9 protein-coding genes are annotated in these 12,955 nt (G+C 71.7%); 2 read left to right on the top strand and 7 right to left on the bottom strand.

Translation table 11 applies throughout. The annotated features are described in order from the left end of the window. Nucleotides 1–111 precede the first annotated feature (111 nt). The 4 genes from G443_RS06255 to G443_RS06240 all read right to left on the bottom strand — a co-directional run bounded on the left by G443_RS06255 (nt 112) and on the right by G443_RS06240 (nt 4,285). Nucleotides 112–1,614 carry an FAD-binding oxidoreductase gene (locus G443_RS06255; RefSeq protein WP_245588946.1) on the bottom strand — a complete coding sequence of 501 codons (1,503 nt, stop codon included), beginning with the start codon at nt 1,612–1,614 and terminating at the stop codon, nt 112–114. 165 nt (nt 1,615–1,779) lie between these two features. Next, nucleotides 1,780–2,685, bottom strand: coding sequence for an aldehyde dehydrogenase family protein (locus G443_RS06250; protein ID WP_253860159.1), 906 nt, complete (start codon nt 2,683–2,685; stop codon nt 1,780–1,782). After that, nucleotides 2,592–3,149, bottom strand: a complete 558-nt coding sequence (locus G443_RS06245; protein WP_253860158.1) for a hypothetical protein — start codon at nt 3,147–3,149, stop codon at nt 2,592–2,594. Before G443_RS06245 ends, G443_RS06250 begins: the two co-directional genes overlap by 94 nt. A gap of 26 nt (nt 3,150–3,175) precedes the next feature. Next, nucleotides 3,176–4,285 carry a phenazine antibiotic biosynthesis protein gene (locus tag G443_RS06240; RefSeq protein ID WP_051314330.1) on the bottom strand — a complete coding sequence of 370 codons (1,110 nt, stop codon included), beginning with the start codon at nt 4,283–4,285 and terminating at the stop codon, nt 3,176–3,178. 1,486 nt (nt 4,286–5,771) lie between these two features. Between G443_RS06240 and G443_RS06235 the strand changes: the two genes are divergently transcribed. Beyond that, entirely contained in the window at nt 5,772–6,878 is a 1,107-nt protein-coding gene (locus G443_RS06235; protein ID WP_245588945.1) for a metal-dependent hydrolase family protein, read from the top strand. Between the two features lie 17 nt (nt 6,879–6,895). Next, the gene (locus G443_RS06230; RefSeq protein ID WP_211237612.1) at nt 6,896–7,426 is read left to right on the top strand and encodes a helix-turn-helix transcriptional regulator; all 531 of its coding nucleotides are present in this window, start codon (nt 6,896–6,898) and stop codon (nt 7,424–7,426) included. Nucleotides 7,427–7,915: 489 nt separating this feature from the next. On the opposite strand, the gene G443_RS06225 is transcribed toward G443_RS06230, so the two are convergent. Genes G443_RS06225 through G443_RS06215 form a run of 3 tightly spaced genes read right to left on the bottom strand, consistent with a single transcriptional unit; the run spans nt 7,916 to nt 12,953 of the window. Continuing rightward, nucleotides 7,916–8,632, bottom strand: a complete 717-nt coding sequence (locus G443_RS06225; protein ID WP_035293029.1) for a thioesterase II family protein — start codon at nt 8,630–8,632, stop codon at nt 7,916–7,918. Next, nucleotides 8,629–9,804: an acyl-CoA dehydrogenase family protein gene (locus G443_RS25365; protein ID WP_081715694.1), complete on the bottom strand. Its 1,176-nt coding sequence runs from the start codon at nt 9,802–9,804 to the stop codon at nt 8,629–8,631. The genes G443_RS06225 and G443_RS25365 overlap by 4 nt, the downstream gene beginning before the upstream one ends. Next, nucleotides 9,801–12,953 carry a non-ribosomal peptide synthetase gene (locus G443_RS06215; RefSeq protein ID WP_026420397.1) on the bottom strand — a complete coding sequence of 1,051 codons (3,153 nt, stop codon included), beginning with the start codon at nt 12,951–12,953 and terminating at the stop codon, nt 9,801–9,803. The genes G443_RS25365 and G443_RS06215 overlap by 4 nt, the downstream gene beginning before the upstream one ends. Between the last annotated feature and the right edge of the window lie 2 nt (nt 12,954–12,955).

The following is a 12,955-nucleotide window of genomic DNA, read 5'->3' as shown; positions in this document are numbered from 1 at the left end:
GCGCCCGGGGCCCACGACGCCCCAGCGGTGTGACGCCCTTCCGCGCGGCGCCCCCGGGGCGAGCGCGCGCCCCGACCCACCCGGGGTGCGGCGCTCCGCGTTCGTCGAGGTTCACCGAGGACGGATCGAGAAGGCGTGCCGGAACACGTTGCGCGGGTCCCACCTCGACTTGATCTCCTGGAGCCTCGGGTAGTTGTCCCCGTAGTAGATCGTGTGCCAGGGGACACCGGAGGTGTTCCACTCGGGGTCGGCCAGGTCGATGTCGGGGTAGTTGATGTAGGCGCCCGTGTTGACCTCGTCGGGGGTGGGAACACCACCTGTGGCGGAGTGGATGTCCCGGTAGATCTCCCGGATCCAGCGCAGGTGCTCCTCGTCCTCAGCCGGATCGGTCCACGCCACCATGTAGAAGGTCTTCAACGACGCCCCGCGGGGAACCGCCGTCGCCGCCGGGTCGACGGTGTTCACCCGCCCGCCGTAGGCGATGTACTCCATCGCGGCGCTGGGGCAGTGGTAGTCGGCCCTGGACAGGTGGCGGTACGCGGCCGCGAGCTGCTCACGGGTGTGCGCGCCGCGCAGGTCGGCGGACTTGACCTTCCGCCGCACCCCGATCGCACCCGGCCCCACGTCGGGGATCGCCAACAGCTGGCTGGTCGCCAACCACGGCAACCGCCGGCGGGTCACCGACGGGGCCACCGCGACCCCCTCGTTCAGCTCGGCGAGGAACCACGACATCCGCTCCTCGGCGTCGGGGACGTCCACCGGGATCTGGGCGTGCATCGCCAGGTGCCCGGCCGACCGGTGGAAGCACTCCAGCAGGGCGTAGAGCCCGATGTTGGGGGAGTCGACCGTGCAGTTCCGCAGCTGCCAGTCCAGGAAGTTGCTCACCAGCCGGACGTAGTCGGCCTCCGTCAGCTCGGCCCACGACCAGCTCACCCGCGCGACGTGGAACGAGGCAGGGGGGCGGGGCAGCGCCTCCTCGGGGGCGTCGCCCACCGCATCCGGCGACCGCAGCCAGTAGCGCGTGATCACCCCGAAGTTCCCGCCCCCGCCGCCGGTGTGGGCCCACCACAGGTCCCGGTTCGGGTCGTCCTCCTCCCGGGTCGCCACCACGGTGGACACCACGCCCTCGGCGTCGACGACCACCACCTCCACCGCGTGCAGGTAGTCCACGGTCAGGCCCAGCAGGCGCGAGAGCGGCCCGTAGCCCCCACCGGAGATGTGGCCGCCCGCCCCGACCCCCATGCAGAAACCGCCGGGGAACGTCACCCCGTAGTTCTTGTACAGCACCCGGTAGATCTGGCCGACCGTGGCACCGGCCTCCACCTCGAAGGCACCACGTTCCTCGTCGTAGCCCACGTGGGACATCGAGGACAGGTCCACGATGACGTCGACGTCGGGGGAGGCGACGAACGCCTCCCCGCAGTGCCCACCGGAGCGCACGGTGAGGCGCTTGCCCGCCGCGACCGCCTCCGACACCGCCTCGACGACCTGGGCCGTGGAGTAGGGCAACCGGAAGTACTCGGGTTGGGCGACGAACCGGTAGTTGTCGGCCCGGGCGAGCAGGTCGTAGCGGTGATCGTCCGGTTTCACGGTCACAGCCGCTCGGGTTGACACGATCGGGCACCTTCCAGTCGACGGGTTCCAGCGCACGAACGCCCGCGCTGGCCTGGGCGGGACGCGGACGAGTTCGGTGGCGGCCGCGTCCGAGCCCACCACCGGCGGAGGCGGCCGGCGTCGCGGGGGCCGGGCGGCGACGGTGACGCCGGCCCCGCGACGTCCCTACCGCCCGGGATCGTCCCGGATGACCGTCTTGGCCCGCATCAGGAACTCCCCGAGGTAGCCGTCGTGGGGAACCCCCGGTCGACTCCAGGTGGTCGGGTGGTCGCCCACGTGCACGTTGCGGATGCTGGGCTCCGCCACCAACCGGTCCACCAGCGCCTCGTCGTCCCCGAGCACGGTCAGCACCAGCGTGTCCCGGAGCGGGGCGATCCCGTCCTGCCTCGTCCACGGCGCCACCCACACGCAGGGGAAACCGAGTTCGATCCTGGCCTGCGGCGCGTCCGCCCGGTCCACCAGGAACACGGCGGGACGCAGCGCGGCGGAGCCGTCCCCGAGCGGGGCCACCACCGTGTCCCCCAGCAGGGAACGCGCGTCGCCCCGGCGGGAACGCAGGAACTCGTCGATGTCCCTGGCATCGGACTCCGCGCGCACCGGGAGCACCGCCCGCTCGTCCTCGGGGGGCAGGGCGGGCGCGTCGGCCAACCGGGCGGCGATCGCCTCGGCCACCGGCGCCGGGTCTCCTTCGACGAACACCGCCGTCGCGTTGACGCACCCGGTGCCCGCCTGGTCGGCGACCGACTCGACGACGGTGTCCAGGTGGCGGTCGACGTCGGCGCCGCTGGTCAGCAGGATCTTCGACCGCCCGGGGCCCTGGGGGAGCACCATCGGGCCGGCGCCGTACTTGCCGACCACGGCGTCCCCGCCGAAGGCGAGGGCGACGTCCGCCTCGGCGATGATGCCGTCCGCGGCGGCGTGGTCGGTCGGCAACAACAGGAGCTGGTCCGGTCCGAACCCGCTCTCCCGCAGCGCGGTCACCAGTCGGTGCGGCGTGAACGGCTCCCGGCGGGACGGTCGCACCGCCACCCGGTAGCCCAACGCCAGGGCGTCGAGCCACGCGCTGTGCACGGCGGGCGTGTTGGCCGGGGCGTGCACGGCGAGCACGTCACCCCGTCGCACCCACACCGCCGCCCCGGATCGGGCCGCCGGGCCCGCCATCCGCTCACCGCGCCGACGGGGCGGGCCATCCGCGCGGCGTCGAACGCGGCCGCCGCGTAGTCGCCCACCCCCTGGGACGCGGTGCGCACGAAGGTGATCGGCATTCCCGAGGCGGCGGCGACCGCCCGGTGGTACTCCTCGGCGCTCACCCCGCCCACGACCCCCGTGCTGAACAGCGGACCGGCCTGGGTGAGCGCCGCCTCGCGGTCGGACTCACCCGGGCTCTCCGCCTTCGACAGCGTCCGCATCGCGCGTTGGACGAACAGCGCGGGGACCAGGCTGAGTTCGGCGAGTGGACCGCCGCGCACGTCGGCGACCAGCTCGCGGTTGCGGGACACGTAGGGGCCGCGTGGCCCGAGCGCGGCCAGTTCCATCAGGGCAGGGGATGCGGTGGGCACTGTCAGTAGACCCCCTCGATCACCTTCGCCGAACCGAACTCCTCGACGGGCCGCACCTCGGAGAGGGCGTCGCCGGCGTAGCCCAGGCCGTGCTCGTGGCGGATGGCGGTGTCCCGTTCCAGGTTGTTCGGCAGGAACAGGTTCCTGGTCATGTGGTGGGAGACCAGTTGGCCCCGTTCCCCGTAGGGCACGCTGCCGCCGGTCTCCGGGTCGAGGAGGCCGAACATCGAGAACGGCGAGGGCGGGTCGAAGATCGCCGGGTCGGTGCGTCCGCCGCCTGGCCGCTGCGGGATGCCGCAGAAGATCATCGCGCTGCCGTAGATCCCGATGATGTTGACCTCGGGGAACACCTCGGTGGCCATCAGCTCCGCGGTGTCGGCGTCCATCGACGCGCCGCTCCAGGTGATGGTGTGGACCCGCTCGTTGATGATGTCGACCAGGTGTTCCCTGGTGCAGATGGCCTGCAGCAGGGGTGGGGTCGCGGCGATCAGCCCGATGTCCTGGGTGGTGAGGATCCACTCGACCTGGTCCACCAGGTGGTTCACGTACCCCTTCACCGCCTCGGCCGACCCCGACGCCACGCAGCGCTTGGCCCAGCGGGGGTCCAGGTCGAGGGGGAAGTAGATACCGCCGAACTCGGCCGCCGCGTCCTGTGTCAGGGTGCCGATCATGTGCGGCCCCATCGGGACCACGCCGAGCCAGTTCCGGCCGGTGGGCATGTCGTGTTCCCGCAACCGCGACCAGTACCAGCGCCAGGAGGAGTTCAGGACGTCGGGGAGGCTGTAGATCCGCTTGGGACGTCCGGTGGTGCCCCCGCTCTCACCCACGAGGGGGCGCGCGGTGATTCCCGCGATCGAGGCGTAACCCTGGGGGACCATGTCCTCCACGGGGATGTGCCGCAGCTCGTCGACGACGTTCGGGAACAGCGTCAGGTCCTCGACCGTGTGGACGTCGGTCAGCGGGTTGAAGTCCAGTGTCCTGGCCCGCTCGAGCCAGAACCGGGACCCGGTTTTCGGGTTGAAGTGCCACTCGACCGCCTCCCGCACCAGGTCCTGCGCGTCCGGCGGTGTCTGCCACGGAGTGTCCAGCGGTGATGGGGCAGGTGTCGTCAACGTACGTCTCCTTGCCGGCTCGTGCTGATCAGGAGAAGAGGAACCAGCTGCGGGAAAAGTCGGATGTCCCGGCGGCGGCACCGGAGACTTTACCGAAACGGCGATGCCCTGTCTGGAATCCGCGAGGCGCAGAACGGTGTAGTACGCGTGGGGGAGTTCTGGCGGGGAATTCGGCGCGGAACCGCCGTACGGGTGACGGGTGCGGTCGTTTCGGGTGGCCGTCCGGGGCGCGCCTGGCAAGGGGAATTCCCGCTTCCATCGGGTGGCGCGCGTACTGGGTCACCTGGCCCAGTGATCGTTGGGCCCGGGGTGGCGCGCGGCTGACCGTGTGGAACGGTGGCCGGGAACTCGTCAGGACGACGGGAGGTTCTTTCGGGAACTCGGGAAACGGGAGCCACCGGGTCGGGTCGGACTCGGACACCGCTCTATTTCCGCTGGCGGGAAAAGGTGTTGGCCGGGTCGGTGGCGACGGTGCGTCCCGGCCGGGGGCGGTGTTCCGTCCCGGAACGTCCGGTTCGCTCGGTGTCGCGGTCGGTCCGCTCCATTTCCGACGGGAGTGGAACGGACCGGTGTCAGCGGCGTTCCCCGGTTCCGCTTGGCGGGTGGTTCGGGATCTGGCGCCGGGGTTCGGGGTGGTGCGCCCGCACGGGCGGCGGTTCCTGACCGGCGGGCGGGCCGCGCGGCCGCCGTGAACTCGGATCGGCGTGCGGCCCGGGTTCTCGTGCCCCTGGTCGTGGCCTCGACGCCAGGTCACCGGCCCACTACGACCGGCCCTGACCAGCGCGAACGGGTGCCGCATCGGAGGTGGGGTGGCGGTCGGGTTCCGCCGGGGTGACGGCGCGGCTGGGGCTGTGCTCGGCGGGCGCGGGGTGCGGGGCCACCAGGGGACGGGCGCGGGTCACGGGGGCGGGCCTGGAGTCGGCGGGTGGCCTCCGGTGGGTGGCCTCCGTTCGTCGCTCCGCTTCCGTGAGATACCCGCGCAATATCGTCGTGATCGTGTCGTTTCCCGTCCGTCGGCCCGTGGAGCGGTGGCGAACCCCGCGACGCGGGATGCTGTGACAGACTGTGAATGCCCGCCCCGAACTGGTTCGCGGTCCACTCCGGGTGGGGGTGGGGCGTTGTGAAATTCAGGTATGTGACCAGTGTATTTCCGCCGGGAACCGGACAGGGGGTGGACAGGGTGACTGACCGACAGTCATTGACCCTTGCCGCACGGTCACGGTTGGGTTATATTCGATCGAGGATCTGGGGGTGTCCCAGTTTAATCAGGAACCATATCATCGTGTTAAGTGATGGTCAACGGGGGGCCTGAGATGAAGGATTTGTCGTGTACCGCATCCACGCGGGTCTACTGATTCCAGGGCGAGGCGAACCTGTTCCGAACGGCGTTGTGCTGTTCGAGGGTGACCGGATTGGCTATTCCGGCTCCGCTGCGGCCGCGCCACCTCCGAATCCCGACGACGAGATCCACGAGGTCGACGTCGTCATGCCCGGGCTCTGGGACTGCCACACCCATTTCACGGGGCTTCGAGGACCGGTCGGCACCGAACAACTGATGCTGAACCAGGCCGAGGTCGCCGTCGCGCGATCGGTCCGCGACGCCCAGCTCGCCCTCGACGCCGGGTTCACCAGCGTGCGGGAGGTCGGCGGGTACGGGGTCTACCTCGCCAGGGTCATCGACGAGGGCACCGTTCCCGGTCCGACCGTCTACCCCGCCGGCAGTGTGATCAGCCCCACCGGTGGGCACTCCGACGCCCACGGCCTGCCCCACGCCTGGGTCGTGGACCCGCAACGGCGGAACGGGATGCTCCAGGTCGCGGACGGGGTCGACGACTGCCTGCGCGCCACCCGGCTCCAACTGAGGCTCGGCGCCAGGGTCATCAAGGTCTGCGCGTCGGGGGGAGTCCTCAGCGAACTCGACCACCCCGCCCACCAGCAGTTCAGCGACGCCGAGCTCCGGGCGATCGTCGAGGAGGCAGCCAGGTCCGATCGGGTCGTCGCGGCGCACTGCCACGGCAAGGCCGGGATCATGGCCGCGTTGCGGGCTGGTTGCCGGACCATCGAACACGGCACCGACGTCGACGAGGAGGTCGCCGCCGCGATGCGGGAGTGCGGGGCGATCCTGGTGCCCACCCGAACCATCTACGAGGCGATCCTCTCCAGAGCCGACCAGGTGTCGCCCGCCGCCCGCAGGAAGCTGCACGAACTCCAGGAACGGCACCGGGCCGCGATGGCCCTCGCGCACGGTGCCGGAGTCCGCATCGCCATGGGAACCGACCTGGGCACCAGCATGCCCGAGACACCGTTCGGCTGGGGGCACAACGGTGAGGAGTTCGGTTACCTGGTGGCCGCGGGCCTGAGCCCGCTCCAGGCGATCGCCGCCGGCACGGCCGACGCCCCCGCCACGCTCGGTCCACAGGCACCACTGTCCGGGCAGCTGGCGAAGGGATACGACGCCGACGTGATCGCGTTGGCCTCCGACCCGCTCCAGGACATCTCCGTCCTGGCCCGACCAGACACCGTGACCCACGTCTGGAAGGCCGGAACGCTCGTCAAGTGTCCCAACCACACAGGAGGGCGGCTCACCCGGTGATCGACCGTACGAATGTCATGCCAGCGTCCGAGCGACGAGAACCAGCGCTCGAACGACGAGACGAGGACGGTGTCCAGACCGCCCTCGCGGTGATCCACGAAGTGCTCGCCCGATTACAGGAACTCGGGGACTTCGCCCGTCGGGCACGCAGCAGCCTGCCGACGCCCCGCGACTACCGCGAACCGGAGGGAGCGGGACGGGACCTCCCCGAGGGGGCGGCCCAGCCGGAGCGACCTCGTCCCTCCCCCACCACGGACCGGGACGCGGGGGAGACGCCGTCGGAGGCGCCGAACGGGCGCAAACTCCAACTCACCCGACGTCAACAGCAGGTCCTCGACCTGCTCATGCAGGGTTCCTCCAACCGCCGCATCGGACGGTCCCTGCACATCACCGAGCAGACGGTCAAGGCGCACCTCCACATGATCTACCACAAGCTCGGCGCTGCCGACAGAACCGAAGCCGTGGTGATCGCGATGCACCACGGGCTGGTGCCCGAGAGCACCAGCAACGGACCGGTGCGGTCCTGCACGCGGTCCTGCTCGCTCTGACGGCGGCGGGCTGGGCGGCTGGGCCGAGTACCTCACCCTCCTTGAGGACCGGTTGTCCGTGGCGGGAGGACCTCCCTCCCGGACAACCCGGCACCGCCCCACCCCGCGGTGCGCCGGACGTCCCACCTCCGGTCACCCGGTCACCTGGAGCACGTCGGGGGCCAGTCTCGGTACCGACCGGACGACAACGTCGTCGTCCGCCTCCGCCCGCACCCACGTCTCCTGTCGTTCCCGATCCCCGGACCGGTCCCGCTCGGCGCGGGCCGGTCGTTCCCGCTGCCCTCCGCCGGGCGCCCCACCTCCGGCGCTCCACCCGCCCGGGTGGACCGGCGGATCGCCCGTCCACCGCTCACCGGACGTCCGTCGGCGGTCACAGCCCGGGAACCGCCGACGGACGTCGGTGTTTCGCGCCGGGGCGTCGGCGCGTCCAGGGGGAGACCGGCGGACCCCGGACCGGGGTCGCCGTCGGCCTCCGTCGCCGTCCCCGCTTCAGGGGGACGACCGCTGCGGCGAGGTCACCGAGCCCAACTCGGCCGCCACCACCGCCAGCACCGCATCCCGTTCCGAGGACAGGAAGAAGTGCCCACCGGGGAACATCGTCCTGCGGCACGGCCCTCGGGTGTGGCGCTGCCACTCCGCCAGCTCCGTGCCATCGACGTCGGGGTCCTCCTTCCCGCCCAGCGCGACGACCGGGCAGTCCAAGGCCGGGCGGTCCCGGTAGCGGTAGGTCTCCGAGATGGTGAAGTCGGCCCGCAGCACCGGCAGGAGGACCCGGAGGAACGCCGGGCTCTCCAACACCACCGGCGGCGTGCCGTTGAGCTCACGCAGCCGTTCGATGAACTGGTCGTCGGGCAGGTGGTGGATCACCGCCTCCCGCAACGGCAGGTGCGGGGCGCGGTGCCCGGAGACGAACAGGCACCGGGGGCCGGGCAGTCCGGCGTCCCGCAGCCTGCCCGCGGCCTCGAACGCGAGGATCGCGCCCAGGCTGTGCCCGAACAGCGCGTAGGGCACGTCGGTGTCCACTGAGGACAGCACGTCGTCCAACACGGTCGACAGGTCGTCGACCAGCGGATCCCGCAGCCGGTCACCGCGCCCGGGCAACTGCACCGGGCGCACCTCCACCTCCGGGGCCAGCGCCGCCGACCACGACCTGAACATCCGCGCGTCTCCGCCGGCGTGGGCCAGGCAGTACAACCGGGTCGTCACAGCGACCCCGCGATGCTCCGGAGCAGCATGTTCGAGGTCCCCTCGTAGATCTTGCCCGCCTTGACGTCCCGGTAGAACCGCTCCAGCGGGTACTCCCGGGTGAAGCCGTTGCCGCCGAGCACCTCCAAGGCCCGGGAGGCGGCCCGTTCGGCCACCTGGGAGGCGAAGTACTTGGCCATCGCGGTCAGCCGGAGGCGTTCCGCGATGTCCGTCCCCGCCGCCACCGTCCTGGTCACGTCGTAGAGCAGGGCTCGCGCGGCCGCGACCTCGGTGGCGATGTCGGCCAGGGTGAACCGCACCCCCTGGTAGGAGCCGATCGGCTGCCCGAACTGCTCCCGGGTCCTGCTGTAGGCCACCGCCTCGTCCAGGGCGCCCTGGGCCAGTCCCACCATCTGCGCGGCGATGCCGATCCGGCCGATGTCGAGCGCGCCGATCGCCACCCCCTCGCCGCCGCCCGGCCCGCCCACGCAGTCCTGGCGGCGGACGCGCACATCGGTGAGCACCACGTCCGCGGTGGCAGCCGCCCGCACCCCCATCTGCTCGGTGCGGGGGTCGATGCTCAGCCCCTCAGCCGTCCGGTCCACCAGGAACGCCGAGGAACCGTGCCCCTCGGTCCTGGCGAACACCAGGAACACGTCGGCCTGGCCGGCGTTGCTCGTCCACCGCTTCCGGCCGTTGATGCGGTACCCGCCGTCGGAGGTGGGCACCGCCGTGGTCGTGCCCGCGAAGGCGTCGGACCCGGCGTTCTCCTCGGACAACGCGAACGCCCCCACCTGGCGGGTGGCCAGCAGCGGCAACCGGCGCCGCTTCTGGTCCCCGGTGCCCTGCCGGAGCAGGGTCGCCACGACCAGGGCGTTGTGCACGTCGACACCCACCGCCACGCCGGGGTCGACCCGGGCGACCTCCTCGATCGTCAGCACGACCTGGAACAGCGAGCCACCTCGGCCGCCGTAGCGGGCCGGGGCCTCCACCGCCATCAGACCGGCGGAGAACAGCTTCTCCCGCAGCCCCGGGTCGAGGGTGGCGTCCCGGTCCATCCGGTCGGACAACGGGGCGATGTGCTCCTCGGCGAACGCCCGCACATGGGCCCGCCACGCCTCGTCCTCCGGGGAGAGCCGGGTGAGGGGCGGCGGGGCAGCCCCGTTGCCCGTGGTCACCGTCGGTGCGCTCACGCCCGCTCCCTCTCCACGAGCCTGGCCAGGTCCTCCAGGGTGTTGGACACGTACAGCTCCCGCAGCGGGACGGACACGTTCCACCGAGAACGCAGCGTCGTCATCAGCCGCATCATGTGCGCCGAGTGCAGGCCGAGGTCGGCGAACTCCTCCCGCCGTCCCACCGCCGGCAGCGACACCAGACCGGAGAGGACCTCCGCCAGCTCCCGTTCCAGGTCGGTGCGCGGGGCCTCGCCGCGGTCCCCACCGGCGGTGGTCTCCAGCTCGGGCAGCGCGCGCACGTCGATCTTGCCGCCCACCGTGGTGGGCAACGCGTCCAACCAACCGAACGCGGTGGGCACCATGTGCGCCGGCAACCGGCGGGCCGCGAAGTCCCGCACCTCGGACTCCGGTGCGCGGTCGCCGTCGCCCGGCACGCCGTAGCACAGGATCCGCTCCCCGCCCGCGTCCGCGCGGGCGACGGCGACCGAGGAGGCCACCGACGGGTGCGAGCGGAGCACCGCCTCGATCTCGCCCAGTTCGACCCGGTAGCCCCGGATCTTGACCTGCGAGTCGTCCCGGCCCAGGTACTCCAGGGTGCCGTCCGGCAGCGCCCTGGCCTGGTCCCCGGTCCGGTACATCCGCTCAGCGGGGGCCACCGGCTCGACGCCGAACCGGCGGGCGGTCAACTCCTCCCGCGCGTGGTAGCCGGCGGCGACGGCCGGACCGGCCAGGCACAGCTCACCCCGCGACCCGGGCGGTACCGGGCGGCCCCGGTCGTCCAGCAGGTACGCCCGCTGGTTGGGCAGGGCGCGACCGATGGGCAGCGGCGCGTCGGTGCTGACGTTCTCCGAGGTCAGGCGGTGGCAGGTCGACACGACCGCCGCTTCCGTCACCCCGTAGAGGTTGTGCAGCTGGGGCACGTCGTCGCCGTGCCGGGCCAACCACGGCCGCACCGTCGCCGCGTGCAACCGGTCGCCGCCGATGAAGATGTGCCGGAGCGCCAGCGCGGGCTCGCCGTCCGCCGGCGTCGCCGCCTCGTCCGCGGCGGCGAAGTGCTCGAACAGGATCGGCGTCTGGCTGCACACCGTGACCGCCTCCGACCGGAGGAGGGCGTGGAACTCGTCGGGGGAGCGGACCGTCCAGGACGGGACGACGACCAGCCGGCCGCCGTTGCCCAACGCCCCCCAGATCTCCCACACCGAGTAGTCGAAGGAGAAGGAGTGGCTGAACGTCCACGTGTCGCCCGCGCCGAACCCGAACAGCTCCCGCCCGGCGGCGAGCAGGCTCTGCGCGTTGCGGTGGGTCACCACGACGGCCTTCGGGAGACCGGTGGAGCCCGAGGTGTACAGCACGTAGGCGGGCGCGTCGGCACCCACCTCGGGCAGCGGTCGGCCGGTGGGGGACGAGGGCAGCTCCTCGGCCAACGTGAGCACCGGCCCGGTGAAGCCCTCGGTCCGCTCGGCGAGGTCCGGCCCCCGGACCAGCGCGGTGATGCCGGCGTCGTCGATCATCGACAGCAGCCGCTCCGCCGGGTACTCGGGATCGAGGGGGACGTAGGCCGCTCCTGCCTTGAACACGCCGATCATCGCGGCGACCAGGGCGTCGGAGCGTTCCAGGCACAGACCCACCCGGTCCCCGGGCGCCACCCCGCGTTCGACGAGTTCCTCGGCGATGGCGTCGCTGTGCGCGGCCAGCTGACCGTAGGTGAGGCGGCGGTCCCCGAAGACCACGGCCTCGGCGTCGGGGTTGGCGGCGGCCAGGTCGGAGAACGTGGCGTGCAGGGGCCGTTCGTCCAGCGGGGCGGGCGTGTCCCCGGTCGCACCGGGCAGCGGCCCGACGGCCTCGGCCGGCAGCAGTTCGCCCACCGTCAGCTCGGGGGACTCCACGAGCCGGGTGAGGACGGTGCGCAGGTGGTCGCAGAACCGGTGCGCCGCCTCGGGCGAGAACCGGCTCCGGTCGTAGATCACCCGCAGCGGCATGCCCTCACCCGGCATGATCACCATCGTGATCGGGTAGTGCGGCCGCCCGTCGTAACGCATCTCAGTGAGCTTCATCCCGGTCTCGGCGAGCGCGAAGTCGGGCATGGGCATGTTCTCGTAGGACACGCTGCTCTCCAGCAGCGGCACGTCCAACGGCAGGTTCAGCACCCGCTGCACCTCGAACAGGGGGCTGCTGGTGTTCTCCCGCACCGCCGTGATGTGGATCTGGAAGTCCCGCAGCCAGGACAGCGCCGCCCGGGTCGGTTCGAGTCGTTCCCGCACCGGCATCGTGGAGATCAACGGCCCGAGGATGTTCTCACTGCCCCGCAGCTCCGCCGGCCGGTGCGCCATGGTGAAACCGCAGGCCACGTCGGTGGTGCCGTAGTGGTGCGACAACACCACCAGCCAGGCCCCCTGGACGAGGGTGTTCAGCGTCAGCTGGTTCGTCCTGCCGAGGTCGCGGAGCCCGGCCTCCAGCTCGGCCATGCTCAGTTCCACGAACCCGTGGCTGGGTTCCCCGGGAGCCGGGGGAGTGCCGCCCATCCGCAGCTGCTCCGGCGGGGTGAACCCCGCCAGCTCCGAACGCCAGAACGGCAGGCTGCCCTCCGGGTCCCGCTGGCTCCACCAGGCCACGTAGTCGCGGTAGGGCCGCATCGGCCGGCGCTCCGGCTCGTACCCCAGGCACTGGGCCCGGTAGCAGTCGATGAAGTCGCTGACCGCCAACCCGAACGACCAGCCGTCCATCAGCAGGTGCGACAGCCGCCAGGCGAAGATCCACGTCTCGGGTTCGCTGTGGATGACGCTGAGCCGCATGACCGGGGCCTGGGTCACGTCGAAACCCTCGACGCGTTCCCGGTCCAGCCACTCGGTGATCTTCTCCTTCTGCTCGGCGACCGGGATGTGCCGCCAGTCCAGGACCTCCAGTGGCAGCTCGGCGTGCTGGTGCACCACCTGGAGCGGCAGGCCCTCCGGCCGCCAGTGGAAGGAGGTCCGCAGGATCGGGTGGCGGTCGACGACCATCTGCCACGCCCGTTGGAACTCCTCGGGGTGCAGCGTTCCGTCGAAGGTCAGCAGCAGCTGCTCGATGTAGACGCCGGCGTCTCCGTTGGCGAGCTGTTCGAACAGCAGGCCCTGCTGGATCGGGGTGAGTTCGTAGACATCCTCGATGCCCTTTTTCAACTGGCTCATGG

Source organism: Actinoalloteichus caeruleus DSM 43889 (assembly GCF_000429185.2).
Classification (GTDB): Bacteria; Actinomycetota; Actinomycetes; order Mycobacteriales; family Pseudonocardiaceae; genus Actinoalloteichus_B; species Actinoalloteichus_B caeruleus.
This window is presented reverse-complemented; position numbering and strand designations above follow the sequence as displayed.

What these genes read in the sequence shown, in the direction of transcription:
- G443_RS06235 (WP_245588945.1), top strand. Translation starts at nt 5,772, where the DNA reads ATGCCCGGGCTCTGGGACTGCCACACCCATTTCACGGGGCTTCGAGGA.
- G443_RS06230 (WP_211237612.1), top strand. Translation starts at nt 6,896, where the DNA reads ATGCCAGCGTCCGAGCGACGAGAACCAGCGCTCGAACGACGAGACGAG.
- G443_RS06215 (WP_026420397.1), bottom strand. Translation starts at nt 12,953, where the DNA reads ATGAGCCAGTTGAAAAAGGGCATCGAGGATGTCTACGAACTCACCCCG.
- G443_RS06245 (WP_253860158.1), bottom strand. Translation starts at nt 3,149, where the DNA reads ATGGAACTGGCCGCGCTCGGGCCACGCGGCCCCTACGTGTCCCGCAAC.